This is a genomic window from Parabacteroides distasonis (assembly GCF_004793765.1).
GTDB classification, from domain to species: domain Bacteria; phylum Bacteroidota; class Bacteroidia; order Bacteroidales; family Tannerellaceae; genus Parabacteroides; species Parabacteroides distasonis_A.
This window is the reverse complement of record NZ_SRYM01000006.1, coordinates 64,396-87,261: the sequence shown is the minus strand read 5'-3', so window position 1 is coordinate 87,261 and position 22,866 is coordinate 64,396. Positions and strand designations below refer to the sequence as shown.

The 22,866-nt window shown below is 45.2% G+C and carries 20 protein-coding genes; 3 read left to right on the top strand and 17 right to left on the bottom strand.

What is annotated here, in order from left to right; genetic code table 11:
• Positions 1-65: 65 nt before the first annotated feature.
• The 8 genes from E5342_RS03575 to E5342_RS03540 form a co-directional block, all read right to left on the bottom strand.
• Positions 66-1,601 carry a lytic transglycosylase domain-containing protein gene (locus tag E5342_RS03575; protein ID WP_135958839.1) on the bottom strand — a complete coding sequence of 512 codons (1,536 nt, stop codon included), beginning with the start codon at positions 1,599-1,601 and terminating at the stop codon, positions 66-68.
• A 6-nt stretch (positions 1,602-1,607) separates the two neighbouring features.
• Positions 1,608-2,318 (bottom strand): DUF5683 domain-containing protein, encoded by a 711-nt coding sequence (locus E5342_RS03570; RefSeq protein ID WP_121737008.1) that lies wholly within the window; start codon positions 2,316-2,318, stop codon positions 1,608-1,610.
• Positions 2,315-3,202 (bottom strand): ParB/RepB/Spo0J family partition protein, encoded by an 888-nt coding sequence (locus tag E5342_RS03565; RefSeq protein ID WP_135958838.1) that lies wholly within the window; start codon positions 3,200-3,202, stop codon positions 2,315-2,317. The genes E5342_RS03570 and E5342_RS03565 overlap by 4 nt, the downstream gene beginning before the upstream one ends.
• A complete protein-coding gene (locus E5342_RS03560) occupies positions 3,190-3,969 on the bottom strand; it encodes a ParA family protein (RefSeq protein ID WP_121737010.1) in 780 nt (259 codons plus the stop codon). Before E5342_RS03560 ends, E5342_RS03565 begins: the two co-directional genes overlap by 13 nt.
• Before the next feature lie 542 nt (positions 3,970-4,511).
• Positions 4,512-7,775 (bottom strand): DUF6383 domain-containing protein, encoded by a 3,264-nt coding sequence (locus E5342_RS03555; protein ID WP_135958837.1) that lies wholly within the window; start codon positions 7,773-7,775, stop codon positions 4,512-4,514.
• 352 nt (positions 7,776-8,127) lie between these two features.
• Complete coding sequence (locus E5342_RS03550) at positions 8,128-8,874, bottom strand: biotin--[acetyl-CoA-carboxylase] ligase (protein WP_135958836.1); 747 nt, start codon at positions 8,872-8,874, stop codon at positions 8,128-8,130.
• Positions 8,858-9,223: an MmcQ/YjbR family DNA-binding protein gene (locus E5342_RS03545; protein WP_121737208.1), complete on the bottom strand. Its 366-nt coding sequence runs from the start codon at positions 9,221-9,223 to the stop codon at positions 8,858-8,860. Before E5342_RS03545 ends, E5342_RS03550 begins: the two co-directional genes overlap by 17 nt.
• A gap of 28 nt (positions 9,224-9,251) precedes the next feature.
• A complete protein-coding gene (locus tag E5342_RS03540) occupies positions 9,252-9,617 on the bottom strand; it encodes a YraN family protein (protein ID WP_121737207.1) in 366 nt (121 codons plus the stop codon).
• Positions 9,618-9,814: 197 nt separating this feature from the next.
• Here E5342_RS03540 and E5342_RS03535 point away from each other — a divergent pair, with 197 nt between their 5' ends.
• Positions 9,815-10,042: a hypothetical protein gene (locus tag E5342_RS03535; protein ID WP_135958835.1), complete on the top strand. Its 228-nt coding sequence runs from the start codon at positions 9,815-9,817 to the stop codon at positions 10,040-10,042.
• On the top strand, positions 10,039-10,479 hold the full coding sequence (locus tag E5342_RS03530; RefSeq protein WP_121737205.1) for a nucleoside deaminase: 441 nt from the start codon (positions 10,039-10,041) through the stop codon (positions 10,477-10,479). The genes E5342_RS03535 and E5342_RS03530 overlap by 4 nt, the downstream gene beginning before the upstream one ends.
• A gap of 3 nt (positions 10,480-10,482) precedes the next feature.
• Here E5342_RS03530 and E5342_RS03525 read toward each other — a convergent pair whose 3' ends face one another.
• The 5 genes from E5342_RS03525 to E5342_RS03505 all read right to left on the bottom strand — a co-directional run bounded on the left by E5342_RS03525 (position 10,483) and on the right by E5342_RS03505 (position 15,776).
• Positions 10,483-10,761 (bottom strand): DUF4834 family protein, encoded by a 279-nt coding sequence (locus tag E5342_RS03525; RefSeq protein WP_121737204.1) that lies wholly within the window; start codon positions 10,759-10,761, stop codon positions 10,483-10,485.
• 56 nt (positions 10,762-10,817) lie between these two features.
• Positions 10,818-11,519: a CDP-alcohol phosphatidyltransferase family protein gene (locus tag E5342_RS03520; protein ID WP_121737203.1), complete on the bottom strand. Its 702-nt coding sequence runs from the start codon at positions 11,517-11,519 to the stop codon at positions 10,818-10,820.
• On the bottom strand, positions 11,516-12,178 hold the full coding sequence (locus tag E5342_RS03515; protein ID WP_121737202.1) for a phosphatidylserine decarboxylase family protein: 663 nt from the start codon (positions 12,176-12,178) through the stop codon (positions 11,516-11,518). Before E5342_RS03515 ends, E5342_RS03520 begins: the two co-directional genes overlap by 4 nt.
• A 73-nt stretch (positions 12,179-12,251) precedes the next feature.
• Positions 12,252-15,419, bottom strand: coding sequence for a UvrD-helicase domain-containing protein (locus E5342_RS03510; protein WP_135958834.1), 3,168 nt, complete (start codon positions 15,417-15,419; stop codon positions 12,252-12,254).
• 12 nt (positions 15,420-15,431) lie between these two features.
• A complete protein-coding gene (locus E5342_RS03505) occupies positions 15,432-15,776 on the bottom strand; it encodes a translation initiation factor (RefSeq protein ID WP_121737200.1) in 345 nt (114 codons plus the stop codon).
• 260 nt (positions 15,777-16,036) lie between these two features.
• Between E5342_RS03505 and E5342_RS03500 the strand changes: the two genes are divergently transcribed.
• A complete protein-coding gene (locus E5342_RS03500) occupies positions 16,037-16,792 on the top strand; it encodes a 6-bladed beta-propeller (protein WP_135958833.1) in 756 nt (251 codons plus the stop codon).
• 288 nt (positions 16,793-17,080) lie between these two features.
• On the opposite strand, the gene ispF is transcribed toward E5342_RS03500, so the two are convergent.
• The 4 genes from ispF to E5342_RS03475 form a co-directional block, all read right to left on the bottom strand.
• Entirely contained in the window at positions 17,081-17,566 is a 486-nt protein-coding gene (gene ispF / locus E5342_RS03490; protein WP_121737210.1) for a 2-C-methyl-D-erythritol 2,4-cyclodiphosphate synthase, read from the bottom strand.
• Between the two features lie 6 nt (positions 17,567-17,572).
• The gene (porV, locus tag E5342_RS03485) at positions 17,573-18,769 is read right to left on the bottom strand and encodes a type IX secretion system outer membrane channel protein PorV (protein ID WP_135958832.1); all 1,197 of its coding nucleotides are present in this window, start codon (positions 18,767-18,769) and stop codon (positions 17,573-17,575) included.
• Positions 18,770-18,853: 84 nt separating this feature from the next.
• Complete coding sequence (gene porU, locus E5342_RS03480) at positions 18,854-22,252, bottom strand: type IX secretion system sortase PorU (protein ID WP_135958831.1); 3,399 nt, start codon at positions 22,250-22,252, stop codon at positions 18,854-18,856.
• Positions 22,249-22,863 (bottom strand): fumarylacetoacetate hydrolase family protein, encoded by a 615-nt coding sequence (locus tag E5342_RS03475; RefSeq protein ID WP_121737196.1) that lies wholly within the window; start codon positions 22,861-22,863, stop codon positions 22,249-22,251. Before E5342_RS03475 ends, porU begins: the two co-directional genes overlap by 4 nt.
• Positions 22,864-22,866: the final 3 nt, after the last annotated feature.

Genomic DNA, 22,866 nt, shown 5'->3' with positions numbered 1-22,866 from the left:
ACATCCTTCTCCAGTGCACGAAGAAAGCGAAAAAAAAGAGTTAAAGACGAATTATCCCCGAATGATCATCCTACCGGTATCTTCAGTACTTGGCCCGGACGGATATCCGGACTAGACAGTCCATTCACCTTTTGTAAGGAAGAAGCGGTAACCCCGGGATATCTCTTGGAAATCGAATAAAGCGAATCTCCTGACTTAACCTTATAAGAGACAAAATCTTTATTGGTGGAAACAATCTGTTTTGTAGCGGCAGAAGCCGACTTTTTCGTTGTTGTCACAGTTGATTTCACCGGAGTCTTGGTAGCCGAGGCAAAAGCGACACCCCCATTATCCACATATAGTCTTAACCGTTTTCCTTTCGCTACCCGGTTGGAGCCTAGTCCGTTCCATTTACGGATATCTTTTGCTGTCACGCCATAACGATTAGCGATCGTATAAAGATTCTCACCACTCAATACCACGTGGGTGATTTTTTCACGGGTCGCACCACTTGGTAAAGTGCCATTAGAATTATTTGCGGAAATGCAATTCGCCAACAGCTCCTCGATCCGATGCGTATAAACCGTATCTTCTTTACCGATAAAAGCATAGGTTTCCGCCGCAGGTAACTTCAAAACCGAAGGGCGGGTATTGCCCGGAACAATGTCTCTTTTATATTGTGGATTTAACGCACGCAATGTCTCAATATCTACTTGCAATAAATCCGACACCTGCTGCAAATGTAGGACATTATTCACCATTACCGTATCCGTGGCAAGCGGCAAGCTAGTTTGCATCGGACAGATGTTATGCTCGCAATAATAATTCATGACGTAATTGGCAGCGATAAATAAAGGGACATACGAACGAGTCTCTTTCGGTAAATAAGGAAAGATATCCCAGAAGTCCGTCTTGCCACCCGAACGACGAATCGCTTTATTCACGTTACCCGGCCCGCAATTATAAGAAGCCAACACCAAATTCCAGTCCCCATAGATGGCATACATATCCTTGAAATACTTACAGGCGGCCTCGGTCGCTTTCAAGGGATCCCGACGCTCATCCACCAAGCTATTAATCTCCAAGCCATAGCTCTTACCCGTAGGAAGCATGAATTGCCATAAACCGCAAGCACCTACACGAGAAAGGGCAACTGGATTCAAGGCACTTTCCACAACGGCGAGATATTTCAATTCAATAGGCAAGTCATGCTCATCCAGCACCTGCTCAATGATCGGAAAATAAAAATCTGCCATCCCTAGCATATAACGCACGAGATTTCGCTTACGTTCCGCATATAAGTCAATGCAATCACGCACGATGTTATTATAGGGCAAAGCGATCACACTAGGCAATCTGGAGAGGCGATCCATATAGACCGAATCCGAGAAATAAACATTCTCATCATCGTCATGGCAAAAGTCCTCTCTTTTTGAGAAATATTGCACATGCCAAGTACGGAGCAAACTATCCACGTTCGCATCCAAGCTTTCCGGAATCAATCCTACCTCAGACTCTAGCGAGCTTAAGGTATCTTTTTCCTCAATTCGGGTCTCTTCCTGCGCATAGACTAATGAGACCAAACCATTTAAACAAATGAGTGCTAGCAGGTATCTTTTCATGTGATATCAGAATTTTAGACTGCAATTCAATCCGTAAGTACGAGGCGTGACACTCGTCTTCGGACTAACAACCGGCTCCAAATGCAAGGATAAATCCGGTGATATATCAAAATCGAATAATTGGGCATCCACGTAAGCATCCACGATACTCAACGCATACACCCCGACCGTAATAATTATACTTAAGTCTCTATATCGACGAAAATAATCCTTCTGTCTTTTCAATTGATCCTTGAAATTGGAATTATTAATCGCATCCTTAGGATCCATGGATGTCAAGTCTTGCCAACTTTTACTCCAAGCATCCGGATTTTCGAGATTCTTAGCGGCATCATACACGATATCTTTATAAGCCGTCGAATAATCCTTATAATTCTTATTATTCCAAGTCACGGCATACATACATCCCATCAAGCCACCATAAACAATCGGTAATTTCCAATATTTCCGGTTATAGATCTGTCCTAGACCCGGTACCAAGGCGAACAAGACCGCTTTTGTCGGATTCGGCTTAAATGCCAGTTTCATCTTCACTTCCGGTACACCCACCGAATCGGCCGCCATCAAGACGGCATGTACGGTAGAATCCGGGGCAGCTACCTCCACAGAATCGGAGACTATAGTAGGAATGACTTTCTCCGTCTTATCCTCCTGTGCGTTACCCATCCCGGCATAGCATATGAATCCGATCAAAAGGAGTATGATTCGATTTCTCATTTCAACTTATCCAGTAACCCGATCAATTGCTCCAACTCTTCTTCCGTGGCGAAGGGAATCGTAATTTTACCTTTTCCCTTTTCATTACAAGTCAACTGGACTTTCGTATTGAAGTAACGAGACAAATGATCTTTCAGCAATTTAAACTCTTCCGGAAGTATCGGCTTACGATCCGATTTTTTCCTTTCCGGCAATTCAGGTTGTATTCCCTCGGCTATATTACGCACCATCTCCTCCACGTTACGAACGGAGAGCCCTTGAGCCAATATCTGCTCATATAAAGCTAATTGAACCTCCGGGTCATCCACTGGGATCAATGCCCGGGCATGTCCCATATCGATCTTCTTATCCTTCAAACCTACTTGGATCTCGGCCGGAAGTTTCAATAAACGAAGGTAATTAGCGATCGTAGCACGCTTCTTTCCAACCCTTTCGCTCAGCCCCTCTTGAGTCAAGCCGTAATTATCGATTAATTTTTGATAAGCTAACGCAATTTCGATAGAGTTCAAGTCCTCTCGCTGGATATTCTCTATCAAGGCCATCTCCACCACGTTCTCATCGGCGGCTGTCTTGATATAAGCGGGGATACGCTCCAAACCCGCTTTAAGCGACGCACGATAACGGCGTTCGCCAGAGATGATCATATATTGCTCGGGGCCGATTTCCTTCAACGTAATCGGCTGTATCACGCCTAACGAGCGGATAGAGGTAGCCAACTCCTCCAAGGTCTCTTCCTCAAAGATGGATCGAGGTTGCTCCGGATTAGGCTGGATCTTGCTTAACTCGATCTCACTAATAGACGATGAACCGTTTGTCTTCAGCTCATCCATCGTAATTAACGCGTCTAATCCACGGCCTAACGCCGATCTTTTTAATGCTGCCATAATCCTTTATTTTTTTCAACAATCTCCTGCGCCAATTGCATATGGTTGATAGATCCCTTCGAATCCGCATCATACAACAGGACAGGTTTACCGTAACTGGAAGCCTCGCTCAACTTCACGTTTCGTTGGATCACGGTAGTAAATACCAAATCACGGAACGGACGTTTCACTTCCTCATAAATCTGGTTTGCCAAACGCAGGCGGGAATCATACATAGTCAAGAGGAATCCCTCTATCTCCAGCGCCGGATTCAGCTTCGATTTGATAATCTTGATCGTATTCAACAGCTTACTGATACCTTCCAAAGCGAAATACTCGCATTGTACCGGGATGATCACCGAATCGGCGGCTGTCAAGGCATTCACGGTTATCAATCCCAAAGAAGGAGAACAGTCGATCAGGATGAAATCGTACTTCTCTTTCAGCGGTGTCAAAATCTGCTTCAAGATCCGTTCACGATTCTCCAAGTTTAGCATCTCGATCTCCGCTCCCACCAAATCGATATGAGAGGGGATGATATCCAGTCCTTCCACTTCTGTCTGTGTGATAGCGCCAGTCGCATCCTCACCGTTCACCAGACATTCATAAATAGAAAGTTCTACATTACGTATGTCCACACCCAGACCGGATGAGGCATTCGCCTGCGGATCAGCGTCTACGACCAGCACCTTTTTCTCAAGGGCGGCCAATGACGCAGCCAGATTAATCGTGGTGGTTGTCTTCCCGACTCCACCCTTCTGATTTGCTAAAGCGATAATCTTTCCCATACTATACCTAATTAATTCGAGAGCAAAACTAAACATTAAAAACTGAACCGAACAGGGTTCAATCAAAACAATGCTTGTTTTGTTGATAAATCGCCCTAACTGTTGATAACTCGCAAATATAAGCAGAATAAATCAAATAGAGAGTTATAAGGCTGGTATATAGGTGTTTTTTTGGAAATGATAACGAAGTTTTAAACAAGCCAAGCTTCCACTTTTAAGGAAGCTCTACAATTAGCATTTTGACAATTTGTAATATCAACTCCCGGAGAATCGATTTTTCCGGACATACGGACAGTTCGTGCGCAAATATGAGGAAAAATTTCGGCAATCATCTGCATGACAATCCTTTATCGAAAAACGGCCTTTCATTCTAGGGAGATTTATTCATCGTAATTCATATCCACTAGGTTATTGGGACAAAACCCACTTCCTTAAGCATAAATGCAAATAGTACAACGCACAAAAGCCCCGCCGAAATACATCGACGGGGCTCTATCTTATGAACTGTGTCTTTCCTTACGGAAATTCGATCAGTTTTCTACTTATTTAACGATAGTCTTAACAGCCTCTTCACCCTCAACAGCTACAGCTACGATACCAGCAGGTACAGCGATAGTTGCGTTGTCTGAAGTAAGAACTGTCTCAGCAACAACCTTACCTAAGATGTTAGTGATAACTACAGACTTACCAGCAGCACCCTGAACAGTTACAGTACCGTTACCAGCTACTACAGATACACCTTCTACAGAAACCTCATCGTTAGAAGTTACCATATCGTCAGCGTCAGTTTTCGGGAATGCGTTGAATACCAATGCACCGTCACCACCTGTCTTAGCAGCATCAAATCTAGAGCTAGCATCTGTCAATACCAAGCAACCATTGTGCATCTTCAACCAAGCAGCACCTGCTGTAGGAGCGATTGCTTTAGCCAAGTCACCATGAACAGTCTGATATTGATTATCATTTGCACCATATACGTTAGACTCGATCAAGAATGAGTTGTTCTCACCTTCTTCACCATCCACATAAGCCAAAGCAGCCTTATCCGGATTTACATAACGGAATGACCATGTTACATTCTTGTGCTTGTCACCTGTCAACTTGTTGATGAAGCCAGCATAGTTCTTCTCGTAGTCCGCACGGATTGCCTCGATACCGATATTCTTCAACTCAGCGGCAGTCATACCTCTGTATTTGCCTGTCAAGACATACAAAGAGTCACCATATTGAACGGCAGGAACGAAACCTACGCGAGTGTAGCTACTGTTAGAAACAGCTTTCGTATTGAACAAGTACGGATTAAGTTTCTCTTCGCAAGCAGCAGCAGAGTCTGAGAAGTTAACCAAGTACTTACCATAGATGAAGGCCGGAGTCTTCACGTGGATAGCGTGTACGCATTGAGAAGGATCATCTGTAACCTTACCGTCAGCCGTAATGTGCTTACCATCCTCTGTACAAGGAATGATTCTCTCACCTTCGATCAACTCACGATAAGCAGATACCAAATATTGAGGTTTAACGTTGCCAGCACCACGATTCAACCATGCAGTGTCAATACGGAACGCTAACTTACCATTAGCTTTATCCTCATTCCAGATACCAGCGTAATCAACAGAACCTAACAAGTTGTTGTTATGCTCGTCCATCAAATACTCCTTACGGATTGTTTCTCTAAACATCAAGCTGTCAGCAGCGTTATTAGCGTTCTCACCAAGAAGAGCGTTATTGAACTGACGATACAACGGAGTGTTGTCCGGAGCGATAGCGAACGCAGAAGTACGAGTCTCACCCAATACCTGAGCTTTCAATGTAGCAGTAGCATCATAGTCAGATACACCAGCTTTTTCTTGCTTATCAGTAATAATCAAGCCATCTGCTGTAGCTTCAACAATAGCATAGTAATGTGTACCTTCGATATGGTTATTTTCCTTGAAGTAAACAGAGTCTGCGCTTGTGTTAGCATAATGCTTGCTTAAGATATACTTGTTCTCAACAGCTCTTTCATGGTTACGGAATGTCTTATCACCATCCATGATGATATACATAGATCTTACCAACTGAGCCAAACCTGGGATACGTCCGTTCTTAGCATTTACTCTAGAAGCATCGAAACCATAAGCATGCTCTTTGTAAGAAGATTTGATTGTGAACGCTTTCTTACCTTTCAATACATTCATCGTAGAGTCCTTAACATCGATAAACTTATCAGATGCGTATGGATGCCAGTAGTTAAATGTATACTTGTTAGTAATCAGCTCATCATTAGTCAAATGCTTGTAACCTAAATACTTGTTAGTATAGATTTCTTTAGCAACAGGGATAAATTGCAAAGAGTCTGCTGTAGTATAGAAACCAGTAACATTAGCTGTTACATACATATAAGAAGCACCCGGTAATTTGTTCAATTGTACTGAAGGAATATTAATATTAGCAAACTCACGGTTAGTAGCCTCAACCGGGGATACATTGTTCTTATCTGTTACATTCTTCTTCAACACAACCCATTGATAAGCAGGCATATGAGTAGCATCTTGCAAATCTAAAGAAACCCACTCTGAATTTTTGCCATTGTTATAGATAGGAGATGCCAAATACTTACCAGTCTTAGCGTTCTTAATCAAATAAACGCCATCAGCGATAGTTGTCTTCGTAGACTCTACAGCTGTACATCCTGCATAACCTAAAGTGATGTGAGTATTTTGATCCTTGCTGTCAACCGTCAAGATACGAGTTTCGTTCTTGATCAAGTCTTGCAAAGAAACACGCCAGTTAGCACCAGTATTTGCAGCAGCATCTTTCCAATATTTAACGCCATCTTCTTTCCATGTAATTTGTTTTACATAGATATACAAGCTGTCATAAGCAGGAGAATAAAGGAAAGCGAACTTGTGTTGATCTTCGATAGCACTTTCTTTTACAGCGTCTAAAGCTGTACTACTCTCACCTTTTTTCGTCCAGTTATAAGCTAAGAACTTGTAACCAGTCTCATTCGTATAAGCTGTATCCACTTTCAAGAAAGACTCTTTCTTAACATCAGACACATACAAATAAACGCCATCTTCTGATTCAGTCGCTACGAACTTATTAGCGTTGAACGGATTCTTCAAAGTAGTACCTAAGATATCCTTGTTGAAACCTAGTTTAACACCATTGTCAGCTTTTTGGTTGCCAAAGATAGTATTCAACTCGCTTGCGCTCAAGTAAACTTGTCCGGGTGCTTGCAATGTGAATGTAGCGAAAGTTGTGTTTGTAACATCCTTAGCTGCCCACTTTTGAACCTTTACCTTACCATCTGGAGTAGTAAAACCAACAACAGAGTCGCTCGTAAAGTAAGAGAACAAAGGTCTTTCACCTTCCAACTTCTTGATAGTTCTAGAGAACGCCCAACCTGCGATCTCGCCACCTGTTGTAGCCTCTTGATCAACCTGAGCCGCTTGTTTTGCAAGCTCAGCCATTGTGATATCCAACATACGGCCCGTACCCTTGTTCATGAAGTCGAACTTAGGAGCTTGACCTTGATTTTCGGAAGAAACAGAAACACACCAAAGTGTATTTGCTAAACCGTTAGAAGAATCAGTAGCCGGAACCAAAGACAATTCACCTTCTTCGTCCATAGACAAAACCTTATCAGAGGCATCATCCTTCAATTGGAAAAGGCCAGCGTTTGCACCTTCAACCAGCTTTCCGATCGAATAGGCACCCTTTGCCGTAGGCAAAGCATTTTGTGCCGGCGTTGTCTGCGCATTAACTGTTACCGCACTCAAGAATGCAGCACCAGCCAAAAGAGTAGAAAACTTTTTGTTCATAATTAAATAATTTAATATTAATACTAAAGTGTAATAAGCTCTTTCATTAGGTTGCCTTTATAAAACCATAACAATGGCAACCGACTTTATTCATCATTTGCAAAGGTACGCATTTCTTTGATTCGCACAAATCTTCCCTATTATTTTTTTGTTAGCATACACGCTTTCTTATCAATCAAATAGGCTATTCATTACAAAATGGCGGATTATAACTACGAACCGCCCATTCCACCGGCTTCCCCCTTACTTCACGCAAGTTATTCGCCGGCCAAGGCCAAGCCTAATCCCCCGGCCATTCATCAACATGAATATATATAATATGTACGTGTACATTAATAATATGCAAAGATCACTAGCGGCAAGATACTTCCTTAAAAGCATAACGACGGATGCTTCCATCCCGCAATGCCAACAAAAGATGACCGGTAGGCTCTATATCATGAATGCGGGCCTCGAATTCTCCCGCCTCATCCCTATAGGCATGATAGCCCTCCTTTCTATACAATGCGGATTGATAGCGGGTACGAATATCCTCGTATTCCTCTTGGAGGAGAGATAAATAATAGCGATAGAATATTGAGAGGAAACGGTCCAAAACCTCTTCCCGACTTACCTCCTTGCCGGTTATCTGAAACAGGGAGACCGGATTCGGGGCATCGCCGCGGAACACCGCTTGATTCAGGTTTATGCCGATCCCGATGATGGAGCGATACAAGTTGTGCCCCGATAGATCGTTCTCAATCAACATCCCGCAAATCTTCTGATCCTTCCAATAAACATCGTTTGGCCATTTCACCGCGATCTGCTCTGTATATAGATCCAACGTCTCTTTCACGCTCAAGGCCGCTATCTGGGAAATCAAGAATTGACGGTTCGCCGGGATACACGTAGGATACAAGACCATGCTAAACAGCAGGTTCTTTCCCGCCTCAGACTCCCATACATTCCCTACCTGCCCGCGTCCGGCAGTCTGGAAATCAGCGATAACCGCACTTCCTTCCGGGAGCGACTCCTTTACGCTTAGCTCGCGAAGCAAGCTATTCGTAGAAGCGGTTTCCGCCACTCGCAAAATACGGGGAGACTCATTTTCCATACTCATCTTGATACGCCTCCCTTATTTTCTTTGGCAACTTGGCGATCACTTCTTGATAGGAATGGAGAATCCACCGCTTGATCTCATCGTCGCCCATATCCCGATCCAGGTAAATACCGTTCCAATATTTCTTGTTAAAATGGTAGGCAGGCACCACCGCCGCATAGCGATCTCGCAGTTCCTCCACATAATCCGTACTGCATTTCACCGCCACATAAGGCTCTTCCGCATCCAGCGGGAGCAACAGGAACATCTTATTCTCCACCTTGAACACAAGGTTCACCTCATCAAACGGGAAACACTCCATGGTATTCCGTAAGGAAAGGCAGTATTCGCGCACTTCTTCTATATTCATATCTTCGTACTTTTTTCGGACAAACACGTTAACGGCAGGGCGCGTAAAAGGCATCCTCAATATGCTCCACACGATAATTTCCCCGTCCCCCGATCAGGATCATGATATCAAAACGAACCGGCAAGTCCACGTTATAGAAACGTACATAGGCATCGGCCGCCGATACGATCCGCCGGATCTTTCCCCGGTCTATCGCCTCTTCCGGATCTACCAAGAAATCCTCCGCCCGGGTCTTCACCTCCACCACGACCAGCTCGTCCTCCTTCACCGCCACGATATCCAACTCATAATGATGCCAATGCCAATTGGAATGAAGGATCTCGAATCCCCGATCCGAGAGGTACTTCCGGGCGATCGCCTCGCCTTCCTTCCCTATGTCATTTCGTTCTGCCATACGTTCGTTTTAGGCAAAGGTACGAACTATTATTCTTTCTTTCAAGAACATTCCGCTCCACCGGTACTGCAACCCGCCTTGCAGTACTGCTGCAACGCCCGTGCAGTACTACCGCGAAGCCTGTGCAGTGAAACCGCGAAGCCCGTGCAGTGCTTTTTCTTATACATCCTAAAGAAAAAATAAGTACATTCGCGCTTATGAGACAAGGACGTAAATACTCAACGGCACAGCCCAATCATCCCCGAGTGCATAAAGTCACCTTCATGCTAAACGAGGAGGAGCATAAAGCGGTGAAACGTTACCTGTCCAAATACAAGATCGAGAATAAGTCCCGCTGGTACCGAGAGACGATCCTTTCTCACATCCTCAAGACCTTGGAGGAGGATTACCCGACCCTTTTTAACGAAAATGAGATGAGAAGATGAATCCTTTCAATGACGAATATTTCATGAAGCAAGCGTTGGTGGAAGCTCGTGCGGCAGCGTCGGAGGGTGAGGTTCCCGTAGGAGCCGTCATCGTCTGCAACAACCAGATCATAGCGAGGGCGCATAATCAAACCGAATGCTTAAATGACGTAACCGCACATGCCGAGATGCTGGCGATTACGGCCGCCGCCGGAATCTTAGGAGCAAAATACCTGACAAATTGCAGTCTATACGTAACCGTGGAACCCTGCGTAATGTGCGCCGGCGCAATCGGATGGGCACAATTAAGCACGATCGTATACGGGGCATCCGATGATAAAAGAGGTTTCTCCAAATTCGCCCCTCAAGCCTTCCATCCGAAAGCGATTATCAAAAAAGGTATCCTAGAAAAAGAGTGTTCGGAAGAAATGCGGCGTTTCTTCAAACAAAGACGCTAAGCTTTATTTTACTTCCTCGTAGTCCACATATTCCCCTTCGTCCTTGGCGAATATCTTCTTACGATGAACATAGGGTGTACGGTCATCATCATCGTCCCGGGTGGTAGTAGCCGTAGAACGATACCCGGAAGTATTGCTATTTGTTTGACGACGTTGTTCTCCCTTACGAGTGTTGTTTCCGCTACCAAAAAAGATGTTCTTAAAGGTACGCAAGATGGAGAAGCCCATCAGAAACACCAACAGGATAAAGAAAAAGAATATTACAAACAAAAATTTAAACATAATCCGATACTTAAATGGTTCTTTACTATCACAAACACAAAGATAAGAATTCTTGTTTATCCCTTTTTGTTAAAAATAGACAAGACTATATATAACAGGATGGTTCCGGAGATTCCCAAGAATCCCCATAACGCCACGAAAATAATGGCACAAGCGATCAATATATAGCGAAGCTCATTATCCTTCCACGCTAAGGATTTCACCTTCAGCGAGAACATCGGTATCTCAGACACCAACAGCAAGGAGGTTATGAACGCCAAAATAACAGTTACCAACACGAATAAGCCTTCATTCGCATGGACAATCGGCAAAACCGAATACCCCGCCGAAGCCCAAAACAAAGCATGCGCCGGAACCGGCAAACCGATAAACGAGGTAGTTTGCCGTTCATCAATATTAAACTTAGCCAAACGCAAGCCTGAAAACGTAGGGATCACAAACGCCAGATAAGGGATATACGTATTCAAAGAGCCAAAAGGCAAAGCCGTAGAAGCCTCTCCCAACAGCCAATAGACCACCATGCCCGGAGCAAAACCGAAACTTACCATATCCGACAGAGAATCCAATTCCTTTCCCATCGGCGAATAAGCCTTCAATAAACGGGCGGCAAAGCCATCGCAGAAATCAAAGACCGCGGCTATAATAATCCAGACCAGCGCAGATAAAAGATCTCCGTGCAACGCCATCACACTGGCGATACAACCGGACAGAAGACTCAGGCACGTAATCGTATTGGGAATATGTTTTCTTATACTCATTTTGACAAACGGGCTATAGGCGTTTGATTGCCTGTTACTTTTTGATCCATCTCTATTAACACCTCTGTTCCTACCGGCAGGTAGACATCCACGCGAGAACCGAATTTAATAAACCCCATCTGCTCGTCCACATGACATTTCTCCCCCGGTTTGGCATATGTAACGATGCGGCGTGCCATTGCCCCGGCAATCTGGCGAGCCAATACATCCTCTCCGTTTCTCGTGGTGATCACGACCGCCGAACGTTCGTTCTCCGTACTGCTCTTCGGCAGATAAGCTGCCATAAAACGCCCGTTCTGGTGGGAAACATGCTTAACGGTACCGTTTACGGGAAACCAATTGGCATGTACGTTGAAGATAGACATAAAGATAGATATCTGCAGGCACTTCTTATGAAGGATCTCGTTCTCCATCACTTCCTCGATGGCGACGATCGTACCGTCGGCGGGAGCGATCACCAAGCCTTCCGAATCATAAGGAAACCTTCGGAAAGGACTGCGGAAGAAGTTTAATACCAATAGGAACAATACGGTAGAAACAAAAGCGACAGAATAAAACAGCATACCCTTACCTACCGTATGGTACAAAGTCATATTCACAATAAATAATATTGTAAACAACGTAAGCAGTAAACCGGTTCCTTCTTTATGTACTTTCATTCTTCTTTGACTGTATCGTTTTATACTAAGAATCTGCAAAAATATTCATTTTTTACCGAATATCAAAAATATATCACTTATTCACTGCCTCTATTTTACCTAACTCTACGTACCAAAGGTATCCATCGACCCGCTCGAAACCCATTTTACGGATCAATTGCAGATAATTTCTTACCTGATTAGGATGGCGCTTATCTTGCCGTTCGCCAAATTTATAATCCACGACAATGACCTTGCCCTCTTTTATCATAACCCGGTCCGGACGTTTAGACAAACCTTTTCCGAACAGGATATCCACTTCATTCAAGACACGGGCGGAACCATCATACCAAGCCTTTACATCCTCCGCCTGCAATAATCCGTCCAGACGGCTGATCAACTCCGCAGCTTCCTCCCGATTAATCACTCCGGCTAACCGATAACTTTCGACCGAAGCGGGGATATCTTTCGGCGTACGTATCCGGCTCAATACCTCATGCATCAAGGTACCGTGCTTCCGCCTGGCATTATCGAAAAAGAATCCTTTCCCATGCAGGCGCAATTGCAAACGATCATCCGGGGAAACGGAGTACAGGCGGTTCATGGGGATTTCCTCTAAGGTATCTCCTGACATTCTACCCAAAGCCGGATGCCACCATTCACCCATTTCAAACGTATCCTCCTCGATCTCCGTCTCCACCCCCGCCCATAATAGATCGGCGATGGAAGCAACCTTCTCGACCTTGCCTTCCTTGTTGATTTTCCTCGGACGGGGGGAAAATACGATCAATTCTTCTTTCGAACGGGTAAAAGCGACGTATAAGGTGTTCAAGTTATCGATGAAAGCATGCAAACGTTCTTTGAAATAATCCTTGGCGAAAATCGTGCTACTCAAGATCTGTCCGTAACGGACAGGAACTAAGTGCAGGCTGTCAAACGGCTTCTTCTCCGGGTGGCACCAAAGGATAACGGGCTTTGTCGGCTTATGATCGATCTCCCAATCCCCGAAAGGAATGATAACGACCTTAAAACCTAAGCCCTTGGATTTATGTACGGTCAAGATGCGGATCGCGTTTTGACCATCCGGGGTAGCGATCGTCTTCCGATAACCCGTCTCGTCCCACCATTTCAAGAAACGGTTCAAATCCGCGCTTTCTTTTTGGGCATACTCGGAAACCATATCCAGAAAGGCTTGCACGAATACCTGCTCCGTTTCTGGAAAGTAAGCGGAGAAGTTACGGAAAAGCCCTTCGGTTACCTCGTACAAGGATTGCCGGGAGATAGACTGAAGGTTTTGGAAAACAGACTCGTCCGCCTCGCTCTCCCCGAATTTCCCGGTTAACACTTGATAGGCATACATCGCCAATTTCCTGTTCGTCCGGTCCTCCGGATTTCGCAAATAGCGCAATACGGCGATCAGGAAACGGACTGCCGGGGAACTGCCCACGAACAGGGCATCATCGGAAATGATATCGTAATTGTACCGGTCGGACGGATGCTCTTCCTTATAGGCTAGCAACGTATCAGCCACTAAAGCACCCTCTTGATTAGTACGCACGAGTATGGCGATGTCTTTTAGCGCATAACCGTTATCCTGCAAACGCTCCAAGGTAGCCGGCAAGCGTTCCATCGCCTCTTGCTTCCAGTCTTTATCCTCATCGCCGGACAAGAAATCGATCCGTACATGTCCGTCTTTCTTCCGGAAAGGGGGAGGGACACGCTGAATGCTCTTATCGTAAGCGGTCACGATCTTCGTGAAAAAGGCCGTGCGCTCTTCCTCGCTTAACGAGGAAGTTTTCAACGCTTCATTATATATATCTTGCAGGATCGCCGGAGCGGCGGTGAAGAACGCGTTATTAAACTCCACGATATGGCGGCAGCTTCGCCAATTATCCATCAGGGTGTCCTCACGAACCTGTTCCGCCTCGAAATCCCTGCGGACTTGCTCGTCCAATAGCTTCCAATCCGAGTTACGGAAACGATAAATACTTTGCTTCACGTCGCCTACGATCAGGTTCGCCCTGCCATTTGCCAGACTCTCCTCCACCAAGGGCCGGAAGTTATTCCACTGCATGCCGCTAGTATCTTGGAACTCATCGATCATATAATGATCCACGTGCGTACCCGTCTTCTCGTAGATAAAGGGAGCGTCGCTGCCACTGATGACCTTATTCAGCAACTCGGTCGTATCGGCGATCAGCATGACATTCTTCTCTTCCCGGTAAGAGGCGATTTGCCGGGAGATATCGGTTAAGATCCCTAACGTATAATAATAACGCACGATCTCCCGGGCCGTGTTATAGGCCGTCAGGTTGGCGAACAGGGATACGATATTCTTTACGCAGGTATTCAACCCTTCCTCATATACACACCCGATGATCTGCCGGAGGCCCGGTGGAGTCGTCTTGGTCGTATAGGCATCCGGATTATCCGGCAAAGCTTGGAACGTGGCAGTCGGCTCTTTCATCTCACCTCTCGCCAACTTCTCGAAATAGAAAAACGGGGAACGGCTTCCCCCCTTAAAATCCGAGGGCTGCAAGGCGAACTGTTTCAGCAACGCCACTCCCTCCTCTCCTAAACGTTTCGCCTCCGCCTCTACGGAGCGGATAATGGCGTATAGCTCATTCTTATAGGCATCGAGGGCCTGCTTATCCGAGATATCTTTACCGACCTCCTCGCTAAATGCCTTATAACTCTCCTTAAAGACCTCCCGGCTGAGCGACATGATATCCTTCCGCAAGCTCCAGCCGCCACCATCCTCGATCTTGTCCTCGGCGAAACGCAGCAGCCAACCTAGCAAATCCTTGCTCTCCGGCTTCTCCAGATCGGCCAGCAGGTTATCGATCGCCTCGGTCAAGACCAGTTCTTGGTCCATCTCGATGCCATAGCCGCCTTGCAAACCGATCTCGCGGGTAAAGGCACGCATCGTTTGCTGGAAAAAGCGGTCGATCGTACTGATATTAAAGGCGGAGTAATCGTGCAGGATAGCGACCAGAATCTTCCGGGCCTGCTCCCTCACCTGCCGCTCCGTCAAGGAATAGGCGGAAGAGAGTAGCTGGATATAATCGGACACACGGCCGGAAGCGAGGTGATAAAGTTCTTGGACGATACGGGTTTTCATCTCATCCGTCGCCTTATTCGTAAACGTCACGGCCAAGATCCGGCGGTAAGCACCCGGCTGGGAGAAGAGTAACATCAGGTACTCCCCTGTCAATTTATGCGTCTTGCCCGCCCCGGCGGAAGCCCTATAGATGGTTAGCATAGCGATCGGGGATTAGATCGTACGGCTTTTCGAATAGCCCTCTTTCCTGAGGATCTCCAATACTTTGGCGCGCAGGTCCCCTTGGATGATTATCTCCCCGTCCTTAGCGGAGCCGCCTACGCCGCATTTCACCTTCAGGAGTTTTCCCAAGGCGGCCAGATCCTCGGAAGTGCCCCGGAATCCGGTGATCAAGGTAACCATCTTCCCTCCTCGGTTCCGTTTGTCCAATGAAATACGCAAAGCTTGTTTCTCTTTCGGCAAGGTTTGTTCCTCTTCCGTATCGCCGGTATCGTATTTAAAATCGGGATTGGTGGAGTACATCACGCCCAATCGGTCTTTCCAGTCGTTATCCTTCATATATACTATTGTTTTTAATGGTTCAAAGCTACGGATTTATCCCGAAATAGGCAAACAAGCATTTCTTTTCTCCCAATGATGTTTTTCGGGGAAATAAAACACGTCTTTTTGTGACCCAATATTATAATTTATTTCTTACGTTTACATATTCTAATTTTGGTTTCACTTAAATCTAGCAATAAGATGAAGAGTAGTTTGATTTACTATTCAGCGATATCCATATTTTTCTTTCTTGTACGGGATCTAAAGAAAAGAGAAATATGGAATCAGATATCATCACCATGAATCTGGAAAGGAGAGATCATATCTCCACCAAGGAACTATTCTCCGATATCCAAGTCATCCCACTGGAGACAACGCCGGAATCGCTGATCCGCAGTATAACCCAAATCAAGTTTTTTGAGGACCGATATTATATCCTTGATTATCGAAGATCCCAAATCTTTGTTTTCGACCGGGAGGGACGTTTCCAATTCGCGCTTAACGAAAAAGGAGATGGCCCGGGGCAGTATTTAAACCTGTCTGATTTTACGATCGATACAGCCCGCAGGAATCTTGTAGTACTCTGCGCCGTCAGCAACGCTCTCTTTTTCTATGACCTAGGGGGTAAATTCATCGAGAAATTGGAGTTTCCTTCTGGCAGGAACCAACAAGAAAAAATCCAATACGTAAAGGATGCCTATGCCTCCAAGAGCGTAAATTATGTGATAGAATCGCATGGGCAAAACAGCAGATACCGATACGCTATGGTGGTTCGTAAAAACAAATATATCCAATTGTTTTATGACCGAAAAAAGCAAGGCCTGCTCCAATTCGAGCGAACCAAAGAGGGTTTGCAACTGTATCCGATCTACTTCGGAGAGGACTTTATCCTTTGCACTCCCGAGGGAGGGCTTCCTTTAGATGACATATTTCCCAAGAAACTACGGAATGAGGAGCAACGAAGGATCATTCAATCGCATTCGGATGAAGAAAATCCGGTCTTAATTAAATATGCTTTCAAAAATGAAGATTAACGAGAATCTAATTTACACATTCCTTTTTGGGATACTAGCTGGCATAATTTGCGTACAATACATGAATTACTTAAAAAAGTCTCCAAAGGAAATGTATCAAGACAATTTTGAATACGAGAAAGAAAGTCTGTACATCCATAAAAGAAAAGAACTAAAAAATGAACATTCTGAATGCCTCGATCAAACAGTTCATTGGGGAACAGACTCTTTAGACTCTTTTTCCTTAAGCAATCTATGTAATGATAAAAAGTTATTCTTTTGTTTTTCAGAAAAGACATGTCCTCCTTGTTACGATCTCACACATTGTATTAAGACCGTAGCGTAAGCCGAGATCCCTTCCTGCCGTCCGGTGAAGCCCAGCTTCTCCGTGGTCGTAGCCTTGATAGAGATATCCTCCTCGTCCACGTTCATGACCTCGGCCAGCGTTTTCTTCATCAGAGGGATATGGGGATTCAATTTAGGACGCTCGGCGGCTACGGTGGCATCGATATTGCCCAACTCATAGCCCGCCTCTCTCAAAAGCCTCATGGTATCCCGGAGCAAGATCTTACTATCGATATTCTTATATTCACCAGCCGTATCCGGGAAATGATAACCGATATCCCGCATATTGGCCGCTCCCAATAAAGCGTCACAGATCGCATGGATCAGCACGTCCGCATCGCTATGTCCCAATAGGCCCAACGTATGCTCGATCTTAATCCCGCCCAGCCATAATTCCCGGTCCGGCACCAAGGCGTGGACGTCATAACCAAAACCTACACGTATCTTCATACCCATTTATCTGAAAAGGTTCTTGATTCCATCCATATCGAACGAGAGAGAGAAACGCAACGTCTGGTCCAACGGGTTACTCTGTACCGTACTGATCAAATAAGCGGCATCCAACTGGAAAACGCTCATACGGAAACCGGCGCCGACCGAGAAGTACTGACGGTTTCCCTGATATTTATTCTCATAGTAATAACCGCCACGAACAAAGAACTGCTGATTGTAATTATACTCCAGACCGATAGAGGCCATAATCTCCTCTAGCTCGCCCTTGAAGCCATTCGGCGAGCCGCCGAATGATTTGAAGATACCGGTGATGGGCGACATGTTGTTGTAATCCTCTTTCCTCTTATTGAAATCGGCCTCATCCTCCCCGCTATCCTGCCGAGGCTCGACAGGAACCAAATACTTACTTAAATCCACATAAACACCGATCTGGTTATAATCATCGATCGGGTAGAGCAAGCCGGTACCGACCTTCAGCGTCGTAGGCAAGAACTGGTTTGTATTTCCACCGTCGTAAGAAACCTTCGTACCGATATTGGAGACATTAAAACCAAAACTCCACAAGCACTCGCTATTCCCTAAGATCACGTATTTCTCCAGATAACCGGCGATATCGGCGGCAAAAGCGTTATCCGGAACCATATCCGCGTCCGACGAGGCACCCATATCCGAACGAATATAGCGCAAGGCGACCGCCATAGAGAACACATCCGATAGCTTACGACTATAGCTTACATCGAAGGCCATCTCATACGGATTCAATATGAGTGTGTTACCCGTTCCTTGATCCCGGCTTTCCTGTACTTCTCCTAAAGAGAAATAACGCAAAGACGCTCCGATCGCCTGCATATCGCTATCGCCCAGTTTATAATAACCGGCCAGATACGCCAAAGCCACGTCGTTCACCAACTTGCGCAACCACGGCGTATAAGACAAGGCAACTCCGGCCTTGCTGTAGCTAAACGCATACTTGGCCGGGTTCCAGTATTGGGAATTCACATCCGGCGTAGTAGCCACACCGTTATCACCCATGGAACCACCACGGGCGTCGGGGGCGATAGACAATGAAGGGATAGCCGTATTGATCGGGGCGAATTTATGCTTAATATCGTCTGTGCCACCTTGGGCATACAAAGCCGTAAATGCGGTCAATAAGCTGAAAACCGCCAGTAACAGACTGAATCTTGAAACTCTTACCATATATTTTATTCTAAAACTCATTTAATTGATCCTACCTAACGGGGCATAAACCCCATGCTTATTATAAACTAATTACCCGATACTTTATTGTGCGAGAATGATTAATTTATTCGCTTTTGTTGCCTCTTTCGAGTTATTCGTACGAATCGCCGCCCGATACAGATAAACACCCGGACGCAACCGCCTGCCACCGTTATCCGTCAAGTTCCAAGTTACGATATAAGCCTTAAACAATTCGGAGGAACCGCTCTTCTCGGTACTCCATAGGAACTTACCGGTCATATCATAAACCATAACCGTTACCTTTAAGTTCGACTCCGGGCGATTGTGATGCAGATAGAATTCCACCTGATCCCGCGCCGGATTCGGGGTAGCATACATCTCGATCAGATTAGGCTTTAACCCTTCCACCACCTCAAAAGTAAAGGTATAGGTCGTTGAGTTATTTAAGATATCCCACACCTTAAACTCAGCCGTATGTATTCCCGGTTTCAGCTCGGGAATGGAGAACTGGACAAGTCCTTCCCCATCTTTGTCCGGCAACAAAGCATACTGATTATTTAAATTATAGCTCATGGAAGGCATACTGTCGATCGTCAACATGATATCATGCCCTACGCTACTACCCGTTATGTTCACACCGCTCTTGTCCCACAACCTAGCGACAAAATAAGGAGTTGTATTCACTTGATCACCCACTACAAAACTAGAATCATTCAAGTAAATCTGCCGGATCTCGGGACCGATCGTATCGATCTCCGCATTATCAGCGGTACCGCCTACGATATAATTCAAGAAAGATCCTTGCGCCTCATGCCCATTTACCTCATCCGAGGCGTAGAGGTTCAGTTTTCCCTGCTGATTCGAATAAGAGATATCTTTCGGAACCATAAATGTAAAACTGAACTTTCCTTGTCGTACCGAATCTTGTCCTATATAGATCGCATTCGGGTAATCGGTGTAAGAAAACTTAATCGTATCTCCCTTTACGATATTATTACCTAATGTAGTCAATGAAGCCTTACTATCCAGCACCGTAGCATTTAGGATACCGGTAAAATTATTCGCCAAACCTCCTTGCATATCCAGTATCTCTCCCTCTACCGTTATTTTCTCCAAGGCTTTAAACGTAAAAGGCTCATCCGATATGGCCTCGCCATTTACAGTAGTCATTTTCGCTTTATACTCAGGATAAGATATCTTCAAGGCGGGATCACCGATCAAGATAAAATTAAGTTTATTAACCCCAGACAGATTCCGCTTGGTCTCCATCATAGCCTCTCCCAATGTCCGGGCCTTCCCATCCGCCTTTCCGAATAGATTATGATAAAGCGCTTTGTTCAGAGCCGAATTGCTGTTAGATTCTACTACACGGGTTGTCGTAAACAAAGCGATACCTCCACTTGTCGCATTCAAGAAAACAGACTCCCCTGCCGAAGTATTCACATCATCGAAACGAGTAAAGTCACAAGTAGCCGTCACCCAAATAGGCAACTTCGTATAAGTAGATTGTAAAATATCCGTCTGCGTCCAGACATATTCATCAGACCAAGCGATCGTATTGCCATGGCCTGTATAATTAATTAATAACTGGCCTTTTTTCAACAGTTCAGCGATCCGCTTATGCACATCCGGATACGTACCGCTGTTATCCCGCTTAAACGCATCGAAATAAACCTTATTCGTAAGGAAAGCACCGTGCTCTTCCTCTATAAACTGGGCCAATTCGTCCGCCTGTTTAGCATGATTTATCGTAAAAGAATCCGCATTATTACCATCATCAGCGACAAACGTAATCTGGTTTTTCCAGCTTCCCATATCCGTATTTCTCATATAGCCGATCACCTTGTCTACCATCTGGGTAGCTTCCGTCACCGTCCGCACCGGGAAACGCCCTACGCCTATGCACATACTATTCTTGCCGATAAGAGCCGTTTCAGATACGTCACCCAATAATCCATAATAATCATCCGTCACATACGAATAGCCATATTTGGAAGAATACTCACTCAATGCTTCTTTCGACTGATAGGTTAACAGCATATTGTCCCGGGAAATACCTTTTACATCCGAACAAATCCCCCGATTATCATAAACCCCATCCCCAAACAACAACAAATATTTAGGAGCGTTCCCCGAAGACACACTACGGTCATAAAACATTTTCATAAAACGTCTATAAGCTGTCGCATCGGGTCCACCACTCGAAAACTCGTTATAAATCGTTTGAGGGTCTACGACTTCCACGGTCAATCCATCTTTCGTCCGATGCTCTTCCGCCAACCGTTCCGCTTGCGTTTTGAAAGCCTTAGCCGCTATGATGATCATATCTTTTTGTTCCAAAGCATGCAGGTTCTGATTTTCCACCTCGCCGACAACCTCAGGAAAGGCAAAACTCTGATCCGTCCGCACCAAAACAAACTCCCGTAAAGTCCCGGCAGGAATAGAAAAAGTAAGCTCTGAGCCTTTCAATTCCGTTTCCATCAGTCTCACCCGCTGAGCGTCCGTCACATCAAAGACCAAGGTATTCGCACTCGCACCTTGTATCACAAACCGGGAGACATTTCCTATAGAAGCTATACTACGAAAAAAAGTATAAGCCCCATACGGTTGCAAAGCCCGTTTGAAATTCAACCGCACATAATTCAGCCGTACATTATTATGAAATGCGGAGTTATAAGATACGACCACACTGTTTTTCTCGCCTTTTTCACCCTGCCATACCGCCGTACTCACCCCTTCTACGGCCTTTACATATTCTTCCTTATTCGCAGGGATCGAAACATCCAAAACATTAGACTGATTGATACTTAAAGAAGCGATCCCCGTGCCTGAAGTAACTTTAGATACAAAACTCATGGTTATCTTAGCGTCTTCATTCGTGATTCCCGGAATTGAAGAGAATGTTGATAGGGTCCGGGGGGTAGCTCCGCTAAAATCTTCCCCATACAGTTCCCTACCCGATTTCGCCAACGATACTAACTCTTGCTCATGCACCAAAAAATCATCGTAAGTCGTGATCCGATGAGTAGCGCCACTCGCTTGAGCCACGGAAATCATATCATTCGTCGGAGTGGCATCGGTCACAAAGTAATAGCCATACAAAGAATAAGGATTATTCGTATGCACGAATGTCTGGCTCGACAAGTCATATTCCCATTTAACCGGCCCTTTCCCATAAAATAACAGGTAATCATTGCCACGCCAAACCGGAGTAGAAGGGACATCATCGATATACTCCTTACTGAAATCCTCATCCAAGGGCCATCCTCCATAGCCATGGACGGAGACTTTGGATGGGTCCGAGAAACCCATATTCTTCAAATCCGCATAGGATAATTTATAGACCCCAGTCTTATTCACCCGGATCTTCACCCATTTCCCCTCCGATAACAGGGATTTAGAGGCATAACGGCTACCATCCGCCCATGTATATGAGCAAAGCAATAAACCGATAATGAATATATATAGTAATCTTCTCATCTCACATAAAAATCCAGAAGCTTCCGATTGCCAAGGTATCCTTCCAGATGATCGTCAATTTTCACGGGACCTACACCGGCAGGTGTTCCGGTATAAATCAAATCGCCTATTTTCAACGTAAAAAAGCGACTTACGTACGCGATAATCTTATCTACCGAAAACAGCATATTCGAGGTATTGCCCTCCTGTACCTTCGAGCCATTGATATCCAGATGGAACGGAAGCCGGTTTACATCCCCCGCTTGCTCCAGCGGGATAAACGTCCCGATCACAGCCGAATTATCAAACGCCTTACTAATCTCCCACGGTAGCCCTTGCGCACGCAATTTATTCTGCAAATCCCGTGCAGTGAAATCAATACCGACAGTAACCTCATGATAATAACGATGAGCGAAACGCTCGGCTATATTCTTCCCCAGACGATCTATCCGTACCACGATCTCCGTCTCATAATGAACTTCCGATGAGAAATCCGGAATAAAAAACGGTTTCCCATCTTTCAACAAAGAGGAGTCCGACTTCATAAAAATAGTAGGCTCTGCTAATTCTAACGAATGATGCAGCTCTTTATTGTGAGCGGCATAGTTCATTCCAACGGCGATAATCTTCATATT